This window comes from Frankia sp. AgB1.9, from assembly GCF_016786355.1.
Lineage (GTDB): Bacteria > Actinomycetota > Actinomycetes > Frankiales > Frankiaceae > Pseudofrankia.
In genome coordinates this window covers 1-17,047 of record NZ_JADWYX010000041.1, presented here as the reverse complement: position 1 = coordinate 17,047, position 17,047 = coordinate 1, and the positions used below count along the sequence as shown (strand labels likewise).

16 protein-coding genes are annotated in these 17,047 nt (G+C 72.7%); 12 read left to right on the top strand and 4 right to left on the bottom strand.

Annotated elements, in window-relative coordinates; all coding sequences use genetic code 11:
• Positions 1-5: 5 nt before the first annotated feature.
• Genes I6A60_RS18135 through I6A60_RS18120 form a run of 4 tightly spaced genes read left to right on the top strand, consistent with a single transcriptional unit; the run spans position 6 to position 5,309 of the window.
• Positions 6-2,072 carry a biotin carboxylase N-terminal domain-containing protein gene (locus I6A60_RS18135; RefSeq protein WP_203012147.1) on the top strand — a complete coding sequence of 689 codons (2,067 nt, stop codon included), beginning with the start codon at positions 6-8 and terminating at the stop codon, positions 2,070-2,072.
• The gene (locus I6A60_RS18130) at positions 2,072-2,884 is read left to right on the top strand and encodes a TIGR03084 family metal-binding protein (protein WP_203012148.1); all 813 of its coding nucleotides are present in this window, start codon (positions 2,072-2,074) and stop codon (positions 2,882-2,884) included. Before I6A60_RS18135 ends, I6A60_RS18130 begins: the two co-directional genes overlap by 1 nt.
• A complete protein-coding gene (locus I6A60_RS18125; RefSeq protein WP_203012149.1) occupies positions 2,881-4,728 on the top strand; it encodes an acyclic terpene utilization AtuA family protein in 1,848 nt (615 codons plus the stop codon). The genes I6A60_RS18130 and I6A60_RS18125 overlap by 4 nt, the downstream gene beginning before the upstream one ends.
• Positions 4,725-5,309, top strand: a complete 585-nt coding sequence (locus tag I6A60_RS18120) for a TetR/AcrR family transcriptional regulator (RefSeq protein ID WP_203012150.1) — start codon at positions 4,725-4,727, stop codon at positions 5,307-5,309. Before I6A60_RS18125 ends, I6A60_RS18120 begins: the two co-directional genes overlap by 4 nt.
• Positions 5,310-5,337: 28 nt before the next feature.
• On the opposite strand, the gene I6A60_RS18115 is transcribed toward I6A60_RS18120, so the two are convergent.
• Complete coding sequence (locus I6A60_RS18115; protein WP_374210126.1) at positions 5,338-6,162, bottom strand: TetR/AcrR family transcriptional regulator; 825 nt, start codon at positions 6,160-6,162, stop codon at positions 5,338-5,340.
• A 95-nt stretch (positions 6,163-6,257) separates the two neighbouring features.
• On the opposite strand from I6A60_RS18115, the gene I6A60_RS18110 reads away from it, so the two are divergent.
• From I6A60_RS18110 to I6A60_RS18095, 4 genes are all read left to right on the top strand, one after another.
• Positions 6,258-7,475: a CaiB/BaiF CoA-transferase family protein gene (locus I6A60_RS18110; RefSeq protein ID WP_203012152.1), complete on the top strand. Its 1,218-nt coding sequence runs from the start codon at positions 6,258-6,260 to the stop codon at positions 7,473-7,475.
• Positions 7,476-7,548: 73 nt separating this feature from the next.
• Positions 7,549-8,001, top strand: coding sequence for a pyridoxamine 5'-phosphate oxidase family protein (locus I6A60_RS18105; RefSeq protein ID WP_203012153.1), 453 nt, complete (start codon positions 7,549-7,551; stop codon positions 7,999-8,001).
• A 59-nt stretch (positions 8,002-8,060) separates the two neighbouring features.
• Complete coding sequence (locus I6A60_RS18100) at positions 8,061-9,332, top strand: amidohydrolase family protein (RefSeq protein WP_203012154.1); 1,272 nt, start codon at positions 8,061-8,063, stop codon at positions 9,330-9,332.
• Positions 9,333-9,475: 143 nt separating this feature from the next.
• The gene (locus I6A60_RS18095) at positions 9,476-10,120 is read left to right on the top strand and encodes a TetR/AcrR family transcriptional regulator (RefSeq protein WP_203012155.1); all 645 of its coding nucleotides are present in this window, start codon (positions 9,476-9,478) and stop codon (positions 10,118-10,120) included.
• Here I6A60_RS18095 and I6A60_RS18090 read toward each other — a convergent pair.
• The gene (locus tag I6A60_RS18090) at positions 10,086-11,258 is read right to left on the bottom strand and encodes a hypothetical protein (RefSeq protein WP_203012156.1); all 1,173 of its coding nucleotides are present in this window, start codon (positions 11,256-11,258) and stop codon (positions 10,086-10,088) included. The genes I6A60_RS18095 and I6A60_RS18090 overlap by 35 nt on opposite strands.
• Before the next feature lie 9 nt (positions 11,259-11,267).
• On the bottom strand, positions 11,268-12,176 hold the full coding sequence (locus I6A60_RS18085) for a metal-dependent hydrolase (protein WP_203012157.1): 909 nt from the start codon (positions 12,174-12,176) through the stop codon (positions 11,268-11,270).
• 228 nt (positions 12,177-12,404) lie between these two features.
• Here I6A60_RS18085 and I6A60_RS18080 point away from each other — a divergent pair, with 228 nt between their 5' ends.
• The 4 genes from I6A60_RS18080 (at position 12,405) to I6A60_RS18065 (ending at position 15,691) form a co-directional block, all read left to right on the top strand.
• Positions 12,405-13,157, top strand: a complete 753-nt coding sequence (locus I6A60_RS18080; RefSeq protein ID WP_203012158.1) for a TetR/AcrR family transcriptional regulator — start codon at positions 12,405-12,407, stop codon at positions 13,155-13,157.
• Positions 13,158-13,181: 24 nt separating this feature from the next.
• Positions 13,182-14,411: a cytochrome P450 gene (locus tag I6A60_RS43605; RefSeq protein ID WP_203012159.1), complete on the top strand. Its 1,230-nt coding sequence runs from the start codon at positions 13,182-13,184 to the stop codon at positions 14,409-14,411.
• Between the two features lie 158 nt (positions 14,412-14,569).
• Positions 14,570-14,980, top strand: coding sequence for a lipopolysaccharide assembly protein LapA domain-containing protein (locus tag I6A60_RS18070; RefSeq protein ID WP_203012160.1), 411 nt, complete (start codon positions 14,570-14,572; stop codon positions 14,978-14,980).
• A 132-nt stretch (positions 14,981-15,112) separates the two neighbouring features.
• On the top strand, positions 15,113-15,691 hold the full coding sequence (locus I6A60_RS18065; RefSeq protein ID WP_203017091.1) for a PaaI family thioesterase: 579 nt from the start codon (positions 15,113-15,115) through the stop codon (positions 15,689-15,691).
• 92 nt (positions 15,692-15,783) lie between these two features.
• Here I6A60_RS18065 and I6A60_RS18060 read toward each other — a convergent pair whose 3' ends face one another.
• Positions 15,784-16,431: an MBL fold metallo-hydrolase gene (locus tag I6A60_RS18060; protein ID WP_203017089.1), complete on the bottom strand. Its 648-nt coding sequence runs from the start codon at positions 16,429-16,431 to the stop codon at positions 15,784-15,786.
• Positions 16,432-17,047 lie beyond the last annotated feature (616 nt).

The window sequence follows — 17,047 nt, the reverse complement described above, 5'->3', positions numbered from 1 at the left end:
CGGCCATGACGACGATTACCAAGCTGCTGGTCGCCAATCGTGGGGAGATCGCCGCGCGGGTCATGCGCACCGCGCGCGAGCTCGACATCGCGACGGTCGCGGTCTACTCCGACCCGGACGCCGACGGTCCGTTCGTCGCCGCGGCCGACGAGGCGGTCCGGCTGCCCGGCGCGCTTCCCGGCGAGACGTACCTGCGCGGTGACCTGGTCATCGCGGCCGCGCGACGCACCGGCGCCGATGCCATCCACCCCGGCTACGGGTTCCTCTCGGAGAACGCCGAGTTCGCCCGGGACTGCGCGCGGGCGGGGCTGACGTTCGTCGGCCCGCCGCCGGCCGCGATCGAGGCGATGGGCTCGAAGACGCGGGCCAAGGAGCTCATGGCCGCGTCCGGTGTCCCGGTGCTGCCGGGCCTGGTCGTGGACGAGGCGCTCGCCGCCGACCCCGGCCGGCTCGCCCGGGAGGCGGCGGCCCTGGAGCTGCCGCTGCTGGTCAAGGCCGTCTACGGCGGTGGTGGCCGGGGGATGCGCATCGTGCGCGGTCTGGCGGAGCTCGCCGGGGCGGTCGAGGCCGCCCGGCGCGAGGCCGCCGCCGCGTTCGGGAACGGCGCGGTGTTCCTGGAGCACTACGTGGAACGCCCCCGGCACATCGAGGTCCAGATCTTCGCGGACAGCCAGGGCGACGTGGTGCACCTCTTCGAGCGGGAGTGCTCGATCCAGCGCCGCTACCAGAAGATCATCGAGGAGGCGCCGTCTGTCGCGGTCGACGCCGAGCTGCGGGCCCGGCTCGGCACGGCCGCGATCGCGGCGGCCCGCGCGATCGGCTACGTCGGCGCCGGCACCGTGGAGTTCGTGCTCGACCCGTCCGGCCAGTTCTACTTCCTGGAGGTCAACACCAGGCTGCAGGTCGAGCACCCGGTCACCGAGGAGATCACCGGCCTCGACCTCGTCGCGCTGCAGCTGCGCGTCGCCGAGGGCCGGCCGCTGCCGCCCGAGGCCCACACGGCGACGATCACCGGCCACGCGGTGGAGGCCCGGCTCTACGCGGAGGACGTGCCGGCCGGGTTCCTCCCGTCGACCGGCGTCCTGCACCGCTTCGAGGTGCCGGCGGTGCCCGGCGTCCGGGTCGACTCCGGCGTGGTCGACGGCTCGGTCGTCGGCATGCACTACGACCCGATGCTCGCGAAGGTGATCGCCCACGGCGCCACCCGGGAGCAGGCGATCCGCCGGCTGGCCACTGCTCTGGCCGGCACCCGGACCCACGGCGTGACGACGAACCGGGCGCTGCTGGTCGCGATCCTGCGCGAGGCCGAGTTTCGCGCCGGCACGATCGACACCGGCTACCTCGACCGGCACGACCCGGCCGTGCTGGGCGCCGCCGCGTCGGCCAAGGGGGGGCCGGCCAAGGAGGTGCGGGCAACCCACCTGGTCGCCGCCGCGCTCGCGGCCGCGGCCGATCGCCGGGCGGCCGCGATCCTGCCGGGCGTCCCCGCCGGCTGGCGCAATGTCGCGTCCGCGCCGCAGAAGGTCGAGTACGACACCGGGGGAGAGGCGGTCGAGGTGACCTACCGCCACCGGGGGACGCGGGTCGACGCGACAGTGGCCGGCTCGACGGTCGACGTCGAGCTTCACCACGCGGACGCCCGCCTCGTCGACCTGACCGTCGACGGGGTCCGTTCCCGCATCGACGTGATGCGGGTCGAGGAGCGCACCGGCGCGCGCACGGTCTACCTGGACGGCCGGGGTGCGTCGACCGTCGCGCGCGAGGTGCCGCGGTTCGTCGAGCCCGGGTCGGTGGTGGCGCCCGGGTCCCTCACGGCTCCGATGCCGGGCACCATCGTCCGGCTCGGCGTCGCCGCCGGTCACGCCGTCGCCAAGGGCGCCGTCGTCGTCGTCCTGGAAGCCATGAAGATGGAGCACACGATCACGGCCCCGGTCGACGGCGTCGTCGCCGAGCTGAACTTCCGCGAGGGCGACGCGGTCGACAGCGGTTCGGTGCTCGCGCTGATCGCCCCCGCCCCCGCCCCCGCCCCCGCCGCCGAGGCCGACGTCGCCCGCGCGGCGGTGACGGCCTGATGGCGGTCGACGTCGCCGCGCTCGCCGAGGACCTGGCCGCGCAGACCGCGAGCCTCACCGCGATGCTCGACGGGCTGTCCGAGGCCGCCTGGCACCAGCCCACGCCGGCCGCGGGGTGGGACGTCCTTGACCAGGTCACCCACCTCGCGTTCTGGGACGAGATCGCGACGCTGGCCGCGACCGACCCGGCGAGGTTCGAGACGCGCAGGCAGGCGCTGGTCGCGCTCGGCCCGGACTTCGTCGACGTGGTCGCGCGGCAGTCCCGCGACCGGACCGGTGCGCAGGCACTCGCCTGGTTCACCCGGACCCGCGGCGAGCTGCTCACGGCGCTGCTCGCCGTGCCGCCGGACCGGAGGCTGCCGTGGTTCGGGCCGCCGATGAGCGCGGCGAGCTCCCTGTCCGCCCGGCTCATGGAGACCTGGGCGCACGGCCAGGACGTCGCCGACACGCTCGGCCTCGACCCGGCGCCTACGGCGCGGCTGCGGCACATCGCGCACCTGGGAGTCGTCACGATCGGCTGGGCCTTCACCGTGCACGGTCGGCCCAGGCCGGCCGGCTCGTTCCGCGTCGAGCTGTCCGCACCGGACGGTGCCCTGTGGACGTGGGGCCCAGCCGACGCGCGGAATGTCGTGCGCGGGCCGGCGCAGGACTTCTGCCTGCTGGTCACCCAGCGGCGCCACCACCGTGACCTCGCGCTGACTGCGACCGGGGCGGACGCGGCGGTGTACCTCGAGATCGCCCAGGTGTTCGCCGGCCCACCGGGCTCCGGCCGCGCGCCGAACCGAGTCCCGGCCGAGGAGGCAGGCTCATGACGACAGGCCCGGCGGGCGAACCCCCGGCGCCGCGGCGGCCGGTCCGGATCGCGAACTGCTCCGGCTTCTTCGGTGACCGGCTCGACGCCGCCCGCCTCATGGTCGAAGGTGGCCCGATCGACGTGCTCACCGGGGACTACCTGGCCGAGCTGACGATGCTCGTCCTCTGGAAGACGCGGGCCCGCCCAGCCGGAGCCGGCTACGCCAGGACGTTCCTCAGCCAGGTCGAGGACGTGCTCGGCACCTGCCTGGACCGCGGCATCAAGATCGTGGTGAACGCGGGCGGGCTGGACCCCGCGGGCCTCGCGGGCAAGGTCCGCGACCTCGCCGCCGGTCTTGGCCTGCGGCCCAGCGTCGCCCACATCACCGGGGACGACCTCGTCGAACGCCTCGGGGCGCTGCGGGCGGCCGGCGAGCCGTTCGCGCACCTCGACACCGGCCGGCCGCTCGCCGACGCCGCCGTCGAACCGGTCACGGCGAACGCCTACCTCGGCGGCTGGGGGATCGCCACCGCGTTGTCCCGCGGCGCGGACGTCGTCATCGCCCCGCGCGTCACCGACGCCTCGCTCGTGGTCGGCCCGGCCGCGTGGTGGCATGGCTGGGCCCGCGCGGACTGGGACCGGCTGGCCGGCGCCGTCGCCGCCGGTCACGTCATCGAGTGCGGCGCACAGGCCTGCGGCGGCAACTACAGCTTCCTGGACGAGGTGACCGACCGGCGCTATCCCGGGTTTCCCATCGCGGAGGTCGCGGCCGACGGCAGCAGCGTGATCACCAAGCATTCCGACACCGGCGGCGCCGTCACGACGGGCACCGTCACCGCCCAGCTGCTCTACGAGATCGCGGCGCCCGAGTACGCGAACCCCGACGTCGTCGCGCACTTCGACACCGTCCGGCTGGACCGGCAGGGCCCGGACCGGGTCCTGCTCACCGGCACCCGGGGCAGCCCGCCGTCGACCCGACTCAAGGTCGCGGTGAACTATCTCGGCGGTTACCGCAACACCGTGACCATGGTGCTGACCGGCCTGGACATCGAGGAGAAGGCCGCCTGGGCCCGTCAGGAGCTGTTCGACCAGCTCGGTGGTGAGGCCGCCTTCGACGCGGTCGACGTGCAGCTGCTCCGGTTCGACCGCGACGACGCCGACGCCAACACGCTCGCGACGGCGCAGCTGCGGGTCACGGTCAAGGACCGGGACGCGGCCAAGGTGGGCCGGCGGTTCTCGGACGCCGCCAACAGCCTCTTCCTCGGTGGCTACGCCGGTTTCCACACCGCTGCCCCGCCCGGCGGCGCGACGTCCTTCGGGGTCTACTGGCCGACGCTCGTCGACCGTGACGCCGTTACCCACATGGTCGTCCTCGACGACGGCAGCACCCTCGTGATCCCGCACAGCCCGGCGGCGGGTCAAGCTGCCGCCGGCACCCGGCCGGCGTCGGTGGCGCGCGGGGTCTCGGTCGCGGCCGGCGGCAGCGACAGCAGCGCTGGCACCGACGCGGTCACGGTGCGGGTGCCGCTCGGCCGGGTCGCCGGGGCGCGCTCGGGCGACAAGGGCGGCAACGCCAACGTCGGCCTCTGGGCCCGGACCGACGCCGCCCACCGCTGGCTGGCGGCGACCCTCACCACCGAGGCCCTGCGCGAGCTGCTCCCGGAGGCCGCCGCCCTGCCCGTCCACCGGTATGAGCTGCCCCTGCTGCGGGCCGTCAACTTCGTGGTGGTCGGCCTGCTGGGTGACGGCGTCGCCGCCAGCGTCCGCCTCGACCCCCAGGCGAAAGGCCTCGGTGAGTACGTACGCTCCCGGTTCATGGACATCCCCGCCGCGCTGCTCGACGAGCGGCCGCCCGGCCCATGACCCAGCAGGCAGCGGCCCGGGTGCGCGATCCGGAGCGGCGGGACAAGATCCTGGTGGCGGCCGCATCGTTGATCGCCGCGCGTGGGTACCACGCCGTGACGATGGCCGAGATCGGCCAGGAGGCGGGCATCGTCGGCTCCGGCGTCTACCGGCACTTCGCCAGCAAGGCCCAGGTGCTCTCGGCGCTGCTCGACCAGACCCTGACGGCGCTGCTCGCGGACGCGGCCCGGATCCTCGACGCCGGCCAGGACAGCGGCACGACGATCCGGCTGCTGATCCAGTCCCAGATCGACTTCTCGCTGGACAACAAGGACATGGTCCGGCTCTACCGGCGCGAGGCCGCGACGCTGCCGCCTGACGAGGGACGCGGCCTGCGCCGCGCGCAGCGCCGCTACAACGCGGACTGGGCCGCGACCCTCGGCGAGCTGCGCCCGGACCTGAACGACGCCCAGTCCGCGACCCTCGTCCAGGCCGCGGTCGCCGCGATCCAGTCGGTCGTCACGTACGACAGCGGTCTGCCGCGGGCCGAGCTCGTCCCCCTGCTGACCACCGCGGCCCTCGCCTGCCTCGGGGTCGCCTGACCCGCCGGCGCGCGGCGACCCGGTCGCGCTACCGCGTGGCCGAGCTCGACCCGGCCGGCCGGCCGGCGGAGATCTCGGTGGCGATGCCGTCGAGGAAGCGGCTCATGCCGTAGGAGAACACCTCGTCGGCCGCCATGGACACGTACGCGTCGCCCGCCGTCCGCAGGGCGGCGAACTGGTCGGCGGGCAGCCCGGCGACGAGCTGCCCGAAGCCGTCGGCGCCGACGGCTCCGTGCGCGCCGCGGCCGGCGGCGCTGCGCTCGATCTCGACGACCCCGGCCACGTACTGGATCACCGTGCTGGCCGCGAAGGCCGCCTGCCTCGGCGCCAGCCCGGCGTCCAGGAACATGCCGAGGGCGGCGTCGACGAGACGCAGCGCGTTCGGTCCGTACCCCGACCGGTTCCGCCCGGTCGACGCGGGCAGCGGCTGGGTGAGCAGGACCCGGCGCAGCTCGCGCATGAGCCCTTCGACGTCGTGGCGCCAGCCGCGCCCGGTCCGGACCAGCCGGATGTCGCCGAGGACGTGGTCGGCGATCAGCGCGATCAGCTCGTCCCGGCTCGCGATGTGGCGGTACAGCGACCCGCTGCTGGTGTCGAGGTGGTCCGCGACGGCCCGCACGGTCAGCGTGTCGACCCCGCCCGAGCGCATGACCTCCAGCGCGGCCGTCACGACGCGTTCGGTGGACAGGCCGCCGACCCGGGGGCGCCGCCTGCGGGCCGCGGCGACGCGTTCGGCCCACCAGCGGGCGGAGCCCGGGTCGGCGGGCTCGGCCGTGCCCTGGTCGGGGCCGGCCGGCCTGTCCGCGCCGGGCACCACGAGTGATCGCTGCTGCACTCCACCATCGAACACCACCTTGACAGTATGCGAACGGCGCTCGCATACTTCGAGCCGAAAGGCGAGCAACGTTTGCATATGACGATGGGGACAGCGTCAAGGTGGAGGTGTCCATGACCGCGGTGATGCGTGGCGTCCTGGTGCTGGAGGTCGCCGAACACACCTTCGTCCCCGCGGCCTCCGCGCTCCTGGCCGACTGGGGCGCCGACGTCGTCAAGATCGAGCACGTCGAGCGCGGCGACGCGATGCGCGGCCTCGCGTCGTCCGGCATCGCGGTCGTGCCGGACGACGTGCACGTCCTGTTCGAGCACTCCAACCGGGGGAAGCGCAGCCTCGGCCTCGACCTGACCTCGGAGGCCGGACGGGAGATCCTCTACCGGCTCGCCGCGAAGGCCGACGTCTTCCTGACCAACAAGCTGCCCAGCGTCCGCGCCAAGCTGAAGATCGACGTCGAGGACATCCGGGCGCACAACCCGCGGATCATCTACGTCCGTGGCACGGGCCAGGGCGAGCGCGGGCCCGAGGCCGACCGCGGCGCCTACGACGCGCTGGCGTTCTGGTCGCGCGCCGGGGTGGCCGCCGGGGTGATGCGCCCCGAGTACGGCCATGTCCCGGTTCCGCCGGCGCCCGGCTTCGGCGACTCGATCGGGGCCATGACGATCGCCGGCGGGATCACCAGCGCGCTGTTCCACCGGGAGCGCACCGGCGAGGCGACCACGGTGGACGTCTCACTGCTCGGTACCGCGATGTGGTCGATGGGCCAGGCGCTCGCGCTGTCGCTGCAGCTCGACGTCCCGTGGACCCCGCCGCCGCTGGACAAGCAGGGCTCCAACCCGCTCAGCCGCAACTACCAGACCGAGGACGGCCGCTGGCTGTCGTTCACCTGCCTGCAGGCGGGCCGCTACTGGCCGTCGGCCTGCGCGGCGGTCGGCCGGCCCGAGCTGGCCACCGACCCGCGCTTCGCCGACCACGCCGCCCTGCTCGCGCACAGCGGCGAGGCCATCGCCCTGCTTCGGGAGGTGTTCGCGCAGCGCCCGCTCGCCGAGTGGCGCGACCTGCTGGCGGACTTCACCGGCCAGTGGTCCGTCGTCCAGGACACCCTGGAGGCCGCGGTCGACCCGCAGACGGTGGCCAACGGCTACGTGCAGGAATGCCAGACCGCCGACGGCGTGCCGTTCCGCCTCGCCGCCGCCCCGGTCCAGTTCGACGGGCAGCCGGCGCCACCGCGGCGCGCACCGGCGTTCAACGAGCACGGCGACGACGTGCTCGGCGAGCTGGGCCTGGACGTCGAGGCGATCATCGACCTCAAGGTCCGCGGCGTCGTCGCCTGACCGCCGGCGCGCCGACTTCCGATATCCGACCTCCGATATCCGACCGCCGAGATCCGAAAGGAATGCGCGCGCGATGAAAGAACAGCGCAGAGGCCGCAAGATAGCCATGAGCCAGCCCGAGGTCGATGCCTTCCTGACCGAGGAGCGCACCTGCCGCGTCGCCACCTCGGGCGGGAACGGGCCGCATCTGACGCCCCTGTGGTTCGCCTGGGACGGCACGTCGCTGTGGCTCAACTCGATCGTGAAGAGCCAGCGCTGGACCGACATCGCCCGCGACCCGCGCGTCTCCGTCCTCGTCGACGGCGGGCACGCGTTCAACGAGCTGCACGGGGTGGAGCTGCGGGGCCGGCTGGAGACCGTCGGCGAGGCGCCCCGGACGAACACCCCGAACCCCGAGCTGGAAGTCCCCGAGCGCCTCTTCGCCCAGAAGTACACCGGCCGGGACGAGATGCACTACGACGGGCGGCACGCCTGGCTGCGCCTGACCCCGGAGAAGATCGTCAGCTGGGATTTCCGAAAGATGTAGCCGTTTTCCCGACCAGGTTCCGCCCGACCAGGTTCCGCCATCCCGAGAGGAGCGACCCGATGCGCATGGAGGACATGATCCTCGTCAGCATCGACGACCACATGATCGAGCCGCCGGACATGTACCGCAACCACGTCCCGGCGAAATGGCTCGACGAGGCGCCGCGAGTCGAGCGCAACGAGCAGGGCTTAGACCAGTGGGTCTTCCAGGGTGAGAAGACGACGACGCATTTCGGCCTTTCCGCGACCGTCGGCTGGCCCCGCACGGAGTGGGGCTACAACGCCGGTACCTACAGCGAGCTTCGGCCCGGCTGCTTCGACGTGCACGAGCGGGTCAGGGACATGGACGCCAACGGCGTGCTGGCCTCGATGTGCTTCCCGACGATGGCCGGCTGGAACGCCAGGACCTTCACCGAGTCGCGGGACAAGGATGTCGCGCTCGTGATGCTCCAGGCCTACAACGACTGGGCGATCGACGAGTGGTGCGGCACCTACCCCGGGCGCTTCATCCCGCTCGCGATCGTCCCGATGTGGGACGTCGACCTCGCCGTGAAGGAGGTCCACCGCGTCGCGAGGAAGGGCTGCCGGTCGATCAGCTTCCTGGAGACGCCGCACGTCCAGGGCTTCCCGAGCTTCCTCTCCGGCCACTGGGACCCGATGCTCCAGGCGCTGTGCGACGAGAACATGGTCCTGTCGCTGCACATCGGCGCCGGCTTCGACGTGATCAAGAAGCCGGCCGAGGCTCCGATCGACCACCTGATGGTGCTCGCCTGCCAGATCAGCGCCATCACCGCCCAGGACCTGCTGTTCGGCCCGACCCTGCGCAGGTTCCCGGACCTCAAGGTCGCGCTCTCGGAGGGCGGGATCGGGTGGATTCCGTTCTACTTCGACCGGGTCGACCGCCACGTCGAGAACCAGGCCTGGCTGCACGACGGCGGCGACTTCGGCGGCAAGCTGCCCTCCGAGGTGTTCCGTGACCACATCCTGGCCTGCTACATCACCGACCCCTCGGGCCTGCGGCTGCGCGACCGGATCGGCGTCGACATCATCGCGTGGGAATGCGACTACCCGCACACCGACACCACGTGGCCGCGGTCGCCGGAGTTCGCCTGGGACGAGCTCCAGCAGGCCGGGTGCGCCGACGACGAGATCCACAAGATCACCTGGCAGAACGCCACCCGGTTCTTCGGCTGGGACCCCTTCAAGCACACCCCCCAGGACCAGGCCACCGTCGGCGCCCTGCGCTCGCTCGCCACGGACGTCGACACGACCCGCATGACCCGCCAGGAATGGCGCCAGCGCAACGAGGCCGCCGGCATCGGCGTCTTCTAGCCGGACGCGGCCCACGGTAGGAGGTCCCCGCCCGTCGCCAGGAGCGCGGGCGGGGAGGAACCGCGGTGATCTCCTGCGGTCCGGTGCGCGCCTATAGGTTGGCGGCGGAACGGATGCAGGCTCGACGCGCGAGGGATCAGGCCATGGCGAGGCGGCGAGGCTGGGCGGGCTCGCCGCCCGCGGACGAGCACGAGGCGCGCAGCCGGATCATCGAGGCGGCGATGCGGTGCGTCGACCGCAACGGCGCCGCGGCGTTCACGCTGCATGACGTCGCCACCGAGCTCGGCGTCATCCGCCAGACCGTGTACCGCTACTACCCCAGCACCGACGAGCTGTTCGCCGCCGTCGGCCAGGCCGCCGTCGGGTCGTTCGTCGACGACCTCATCCGCCACCTGCGCGCCGTCACCCGGCCGGTGGACTGGGTCGTCGAGGCGCTCGCGACGGCGATCGACTGGCTGCCCGGCAACCCGCACCTCACCCTGCTGCTCGCGGCCGGCCGCCCCGGTGTGTTCACCCGCGGCGTCACCTCGACCGTGGCGATGGAGTTCGGGAAGGAGCTGTTCGGCCGCTCGACGGTCGACTGGGCGGCGGCGGGCTACGACGACCACCGGCTCGACGAGCTGATCGAGCTCATGCTGCGCCTGCTCCAGTCGATGACCATCGACCCGCCGGACCCGCCCCGCACCGGTCAGGAGCTGCGCGACTACCTGGAACGCTGGATCGGGCCCGCGGTGGCCATGGCGGGCGGGCCGGTCAGGCCGAGCTCGCCTGCGGCGCCGGTTCGGTGACCTCCGCCCCCGACGGCCGGCTGGCCCAGGAAAGGGACGACGCCGTTGCCACCCCGGCCAGCACCGCGGCCGCGGCCACCAGGCATCCGATCGCGTAGGGCAGGCTCCCGATCGGGGTGCCGTCGGCGGTGACGCCGTCGGTGGCCGACTGGTAGGCGGGCAGCGCGGTCGTCCACAGCACGACGAAGACCACCAGGAACAGGCTGCCGTAGCCGACGGCGAACCAGGGGCGCTCGGCGGCCGGGGCCGAGGCGGACCGGTCGGCTCGGGCGGCCCGCCACTGCTGGTAGAGGACGGGCACGGCGACGACCGCGAAGGCCGCGACACACAGCCACATCACGACGGCCTGGGCGCCGTTGTTGTCGTCGCCCACGACCGAGGACGGCAGGCTGCCGACGGCGATCAGCGGCGGGACGAGCACACCCGACGCGAGCGTGCGCCAGGTGAGGCTCCAGCCACCGACGCGCTCGCCCCGGTCGGCCCTGCGTCCCACGAACAGCCGCGCGAGCAGGGTGAGGGCGGCGGGACCGAGCGCGGCGAAGATGAACACGCTGGTCATCGGCACCGAGGCGAGTCTCGGCTGGTTGAGGGACAGGTCGTAGTTCCAGATCCACCAGCGCAGCTGGGGCCCGAGCTGGTCGAAGATCTCGTAGAACAGATGGTGGACGAACCCGACACAGATCGCGCCGAGGAACACGTTGCGGCGGAAACCGCCGAGCGACCGGACGATCTCGTACGCCAGCGACGTCAGGGCCGCGTACAGCGCGACGATGTAGAGGGGGATGCGGTCGTCCACCAGCTGGACGGTGAAGACGTTGTGGGCGAACAGGTCGTGCATGGTGTCGGGCAGGCCGAGTGACCGGGAGAAGAACAGGGTCGGCTCGGTGACGGCGAGGTAGACGATCGCCCCGAACCAGACCGCCAGGTTCGACGGGTCGCCGTGGCGGCGCCAGCGCCGGACGGCGTGGACCAGGGCGAGGACCGCGCCGGCGATCAGCAGGGCCTCGACGACGGGAAGGGTCCAGTTGGCCAGGCCGAACGGGTCGCGTAAGTGGACCACGGGTTCGACCGAGGCGCAGGAGAAGCTCCCGATCTTCCTGGCCAGATGTTCGAAGGTCGGGCTGCAGTCGGCGGCCATCCGCTGTCCTCAGGCCGTTTTGGTGGCGGAGTACCAGCTGGCTACGGGGGCGCCGTCTTCGTAGCGGCCCAGCCAGGTGTCGACGAAGACCGGCAGCGGCTGGTGCTCGGGGTCGTGCCCCGGCAGCTGGGCGCGCAGCACGCGGCGAGCGGCGGCGCGGCGTTCGGCCTTGGGGATGAATTCGAGTCCCCCGCCCGAGCTCGGGGCCGGGTTTCCACGGCGGCGCGACGGCAGCTTCGCGCGCACTCCCTCGGCCGGGACCAGCACGCGCGCGTCGACCTTGCGGTCCTCGAACGGGACGTGCTCGTTGATCCCCGCCGCGATGACCTTGAGCAGCCGGTTGATGTGCAGCAGCACTGAGGGCAGGGCGCGCAGCCGGTAGGCCTCGCCACCGAACTCCCGGTAGATGAGCAGGCCGGAGCTCCGGTGTTCGACCTCTTCGGTGAAGTGCCACAGGAACAGTGACGCGACCCGGTCGTCGCCGGGCGCGAACAGCCGGTCCTCGTGGTCGAGGAACAGCTTGAACGTCGGGGTGAAGGCCGACTCCAGGTCGGCGATGTACGCGAGGTGGAACTTCAGCGGCTTCGACGCGAGCAGCTCGTCGTAGAGCGCCATCGCGGCGTCGACGGTGTCCTGCAGCCCCGGGTAGGTCCGGGTCAGCGCCCTCATGTGCTGGCGGTGGGCCCGGGCGTGCTGCGCCTCCTGGCGCAGGAACGCGTCAGCCTCGGCGGCGACGTCGGCGTCGGTGATCAGCGGGATCGCCTCCTTCACCGCGGCGACGATGTACTTCTCGAACGCGATCGCGATGATGCCCGTCGCGTTCGCGCTCATCGAGAACTCGGGGTTCTCCGGGTTCCACAGGAACGGGACGTCACCGTCGAAGTCGAAGGGCACCCGCCGCACCTGCAAGGTCGTCATCGGATCTCCCGCGGTGATCGACGAAATAACATACAAGATCGCAAAATGTGTATGTATGCGGCCAGTCGTAGGATGCTCGGCCGCTCTGGCTGGGTCAAGAGATGGACCACCGGCGCGCGGTCGAGCGGCTGCGTGCCGCGTGTGCCGGCCCGGGGATCGAAGCCCCTCGGGCCCGCCAATCCGATACCCGCTGGTATCGGATACCCGTCGGTATCGTAGGCTGACCGTGTGGGTGATCCTGGAACGGACGCGTTCGAGTCGGGGGGAGCCGCCGCGTCGGCGAGGTCGGCCCCGGCGGGGACGGCGGTCGACCCGGCGGGTCCGACGCCGCGGGCGCCGCGGGCGGAGGTGCGCCGGCGCCTGCTGGCGGCGGCGGCCAGCGTGTTCGCCGAGCGGGGCTACGGCGAAAGCCGGCTCGACGACGTCGCGCGCGTCGCCGGTTTCACCAAGGGGGCCGTCTACTCGAACTTCGGCTCGAAACAGCAGCTGTTCGCGGAGCTCGTCGGCGCTCACATGGCCGAGCAGGCGGCGGCCGTGCGCGGTGGCGTCACCTCGGCGACCGACCCCGACGGCACCGACCCTGACCGAACCGACCCTGACCGCACCGACCGGGACCGGGTGCAGGCCCGTGGCATCGAGCTGATGGGCGACTACCTGGTCAGCGACGACCGAGGCCAGCGCCTGATGGTCGAGTTCGCCGCGCAGGCAAGCCGTGATTCTCGGATTCAGGAGGCCTGGGCGCCCCATCGGCGCGCGCACCAGGAGGCAGTCGTCGCGCTGCTGGCCGAGCGGCTTCACGCTCTCGGCCTCTCGGCCGTCGTCGATCTCGACACGCTGGCCCTCATCATGATCGCCCTACGGAACGGCCTGGCGCTCGAACGGGCGGCAGCGCCGGACCAGGTGGACCGGCTGGCCATCGAGCGTGCCGTCGCGGCCGTCCTGACCAGCCTCATCCCCCCGACCGCCGACCGCGACGCATGAGGCTCGACGACGAGGAGAGCAGCCGTGACTGTCGAGACCTATGACCTGAACCCGGAAACGTTCCAGGCGATGGCGCAGCATGACGTGCTGACTCGGCTGCGCGCGCAGGACCCGGTGCACTGGACCGTCGACGCCGACGGCAAGGGGTTCTGGTCTCTGACCAGGCACGCGGACATCCAGCTGGCCAACCGTGACGTCGACACCTTCACCGTGACCCGCGGCTTCACGCTCATCGACGTCGACCAGGACCCTTTCCAGGGCGCGGCGATGTTGGAGATGCTCCCCGGCCTCGGCCCCGAGCGGCATGCGCGGCACCGGCGCATCGTCAGCCGCGGCTTCACTCCCCGCGTCCTGGGCCTGTTGGAGGATCACCTGCGGCTCAAGGCGCGCCTGATCGTGGACAACGTGATCGCGCGAGGCAGGGCCGACTTCGTCGACGAGATCGCGGCCGAGCTGCCGCTCCAGGCCATCTGCGAGCTCGTCGGAGTGCCCGAGCGCGACCGCCGCCAGATGTTCGCGTGGGGAAACGCCATGACCGGCGTCGACGACCCCAACGTCGGCGACCGGGAGGCGGGGATGCGCGCCTCCGCCGGGCTCATCGGCTACGGCCAGAGCCTGCGCGCGGACCGGCTGCGTGACCCCGCGGACGACATCGTCACCAGGCTGACCCAGGCCGCGGTCGTGGACGACGGTCTGACCGACGCCGAGTTCGGGATGTTCTTCGTCCTGCTGATCGTCGCGGGCAACGAGACGACCCGGAACGCGACCGCGCACGGGATGCGCGCACTGCTGGAGAACCCCGAGCAGCTCGCGAAGCTGCGCGCGGACCACAGCAGTGAACGCATGGCGACCGCCGTCGAGGAGATCCTGCGGTGGTCCACCCCGATCCAGTACTTCCGCCGGACGGCGACACGTGACGTCGAGCTGCGTGGCCGGACGATCCGAGCCGGCGACTGGGTCGTGCTGTGGTACCCCTCGGCCAACCGTGACGAGGACGTGTTTCCCGATCCGTTCACGTTCGACGTCGACCGCACCCCCAACGACCATGTGACGTTCGGGGGCGGCGGCCCGCATTTCTGCCTCGGCGCGAACCTGGCCCGCCTCGAACTGCGACTGATCCTCACCGAGATCATCACGAGGATGCCGCACCTGCGCCTCGACGGACCGGTCGAGCTGCTCCGGTCGAACTTCGTCAGCGGCGTCACGCACATGCCCGTCCGGTGGGACGAGCCCCGGCCGGGCGCCGGCAGCTGACGACGGGGGCCGCCGGGCACCCTCGCGCGCGGCGCCGTCCGCCGGCGGAGCAGACTGTCCGACCAGGCCCACGGCGCGCTGAGCGGGTCTTTTGGTGCGCTGTAGATCTAGACTGTGTAACGCAGCATGTGCCACGTCGCAGGGGGAGTGGGTCAGGTATGACCGCGCCAGGGCAGCCCGCCGGTAGCTACGGATACGTCAACCCCGCGCCGGGGCAGATCCCGGCGCCGACCGCGCCGAGCGGGCCGACGCAGGCCGGTCCGCCCGGCCAGCCGCCGCGCAGCCAGCCGCCCGGCAAGCAGCGCCGCGGCCAGGGCGGGGTCAGCTGGGTGGTCTACGCGGTCACCGTCCTGATCCTGATCGTGGCGATCCTGGTGGTGCTTTTCGTCGCGAAGAACAGCCAGACCGTCCCGATCTGGCTGTTCGGGAGCCGCAGGTCCATGTCGGTCGCCGCGGCGCTGACCATCGCGTCCGGCGCCGGTCTCGTCGTCGGGCTCCTGATCGGCGTGATCGCGCAGATCCCGTTGCGCCGCAGGCTGAGGTCCGCCAAGCGGCGGCTCGAGGGCTGACAGCTCGCCGGGCCGGCTCGGCCCGTGGGCTGGCTCGGCCCGCGGGCCGGCGCCGGCCCGACCGGACGCGCCGGGTGAGACGTTGGCCGCGCTGCGTCTCGCTGCGCCGGTCGCTTGGATATCGTCCGGCGGGTGACGGCCTATCGCACCGAGATCCCGCCTGACGCGGTCACGCCGACCCGCCACCCGGACGCGCCGGCGCCCGGCTTCGTGCTGCCGACGCACTACGCGAACTGTTTCGGCTGCGGTCCGGGCCAGCCGCACGGCCTGCACATGCGGATCGTCGTGGGCGAGGGCTGCGACCTCACCGCGACGTTCGACGTCACCGAGGACCACCAGGGCGCGCCCGGTCTCGCGCACGGCGGGCTGCTGGCGTCCGCGCTCGACGAGATCCTCGGGATGCTCGGCCACCTGACCCGGATGAGCTGCGTGACCGCCCGGCTGGAGACCGACTTCCGCCGTCCGGTCCCCGTCGGCACCAGGCTCTACCTGACCTCCCGGGCCGACGCGGTCGCCGGCCGCAAGCTGTACGCCAGCGGGCAGGGGCACCTGGGCGCGCCGGACGGGCCGGTCGCCGTGCGGGCCCGGGCGTTGTTCGTCCAGGTCGGCCTGGAGCACTTCACCGAGAACGGGCGCTCCGCGGAGATCGACGCGATCGGCCGCGACCCGAGCCTGATCACCCACATCGGCGACTACACCGTCAACCCCTGAGCGGTCGTCAACGCTGAGCCGCCCGCGGCGTCCTAGGCCGGCGCCAGGCCGGCGCCAGGCCGGCGCCGCGCTGGCTCGGTGACCGGCTGGTCTCAGTGGCCGCGGGCCACCCAGGCGTCGTAGTCGTGGGCCTCGACGCCGATCCAGGTGTCGTCGCCGTGCCCGGGATGCACGATCGTGTCGGCGGGCAGGGTGAACAGCCGCTCGCGAATCGACATCAGGATCGTCGGGAAGTCCGAGTACGACCAGCCGGTGCCACCCGGCCCGCCGCGCATCAGGGTGTCGCCGCTGAACAGCGTCGGCCCGGTGGCGAACAACCCGAACAGGCACACCCCGCCGGGGGAGTGTCCCGGCGTGTGGAGCACGTGCAGCGTCCCGCCGGGCACCGGGATCGGCGCGCCGTCGACCAGGGCCCGGTCCGGCCGCCGGGCCGGGTAGACCGACTCCCAGAGCAGATGGTCGGCCCGGTGCAGCGCTATCGGCGCGTCGACGAGGTCCGCGAGCTCGACGGCGGCGTTGATGTGGTCGTTGTGCCCGTGGGTCGCGATGATGCCGTTGACCCGCCGGCCGTCGACCGCGGCGACGATCACCGCCGGGTCGTGCGCCGCGTCGATGACCAGCACCTCGGCGTCGTCGCCCAGCAGCCACACGTTGTTGTCGACCTTGACGGTCTGCCCGTCCAGGCTGAAGTCCCCCCGGGTGAGCACGCGCTCCACCCGCGGGATGACCGGACTGCTCACAGGCGATCCTCTCGGCCTCGGCCGGCGCGGCCGCGCGGCCGCCGGCGCGTGGTCAGGGCGACGGCGACAGTCACCCCCCAGGCGCTTTGGACACGCATGATCGCACCTGCACCCCCCACCGCGCTCGCCTGGTGACCCACCGCACCCACCCCAATTTTGGCGACCGCCCCGCCATCAACCCCCACGGCCACCCCGAAAAGCGCTTTAAGCGAATCCCGAACCCGTTCCCGACCCTGGATAGGCGCGGCCGCCGGTTTTCGTCGGCGGTAGCCCGAAGGGCGCCTCCGGCGCGATGCGAGCGGAACGCGACGTTGCTCCCGACCCTGGACAGGCGCGCGCCTCGGATTTCGGCGCCAGCCTCGGTTCCAGGTTGGGGAGGGCGCCCTGGCGCCCGACCACGCGGTAGCCCGAAGGGCGCCTCCGGCGCGATGCGAGCGGAACGCGACGTTGCTCCCGACCCTGGACAGGCGCACGCCTCGAATTTCGACGTTGCCCCAGTCCAAGCTTGGGGAGGGCGCTCAGCGCCCGACCACGCGGAGCGCCCCGCGGGGGGGCCCGGGCCCGGGGGGGGGGGCCCGCCCCCCCCCCGGGCGCCCCGCCCCCCCCCCCCACACAC

What these genes read in the sequence shown, in the direction of transcription:
- I6A60_RS18130 (WP_203012148.1), top strand. Translation starts at nt 2,072, where the DNA reads ATGGCGGTCGACGTCGCCGCGCTCGCCGAGGACCTGGCCGCGCAGACC.
- I6A60_RS18110 (WP_203012152.1), top strand. Translation starts at nt 6,258, where the DNA reads ATGACCGCGGTGATGCGTGGCGTCCTGGTGCTGGAGGTCGCCGAACAC.
- I6A60_RS18135 (WP_203012147.1), top strand. Translation starts at nt 6, where the DNA reads ATGACGACGATTACCAAGCTGCTGGTCGCCAATCGTGGGGAGATCGCC.
- I6A60_RS18105 (WP_203012153.1), top strand. Translation starts at nt 7,549, where the DNA reads ATGAAAGAACAGCGCAGAGGCCGCAAGATAGCCATGAGCCAGCCCGAG.
- I6A60_RS18120 (WP_203012150.1), top strand. Translation starts at nt 4,725, where the DNA reads ATGACCCAGCAGGCAGCGGCCCGGGTGCGCGATCCGGAGCGGCGGGAC.
- I6A60_RS18085 (WP_203012157.1), bottom strand. Translation starts at nt 12,176, where the DNA reads ATGACGACCTTGCAGGTGCGGCGGGTGCCCTTCGACTTCGACGGTGAC.
- I6A60_RS18125 (WP_203012149.1), top strand. Translation starts at nt 2,881, where the DNA reads ATGACGACAGGCCCGGCGGGCGAACCCCCGGCGCCGCGGCGGCCGGTC.
- I6A60_RS18090 (WP_203012156.1), bottom strand. Translation starts at nt 11,258, where the DNA reads ATGGCCGCCGACTGCAGCCCGACCTTCGAACATCTGGCCAGGAAGATC.
- I6A60_RS18095 (WP_203012155.1), top strand. Translation starts at nt 9,476, where the DNA reads ATGGCGAGGCGGCGAGGCTGGGCGGGCTCGCCGCCCGCGGACGAGCAC.
- I6A60_RS18070 (WP_203012160.1), top strand. Translation starts at nt 14,570, where the DNA reads ATGACCGCGCCAGGGCAGCCCGCCGGTAGCTACGGATACGTCAACCCC.
- I6A60_RS18100 (WP_203012154.1), top strand. Translation starts at nt 8,061, where the DNA reads ATGCGCATGGAGGACATGATCCTCGTCAGCATCGACGACCACATGATC.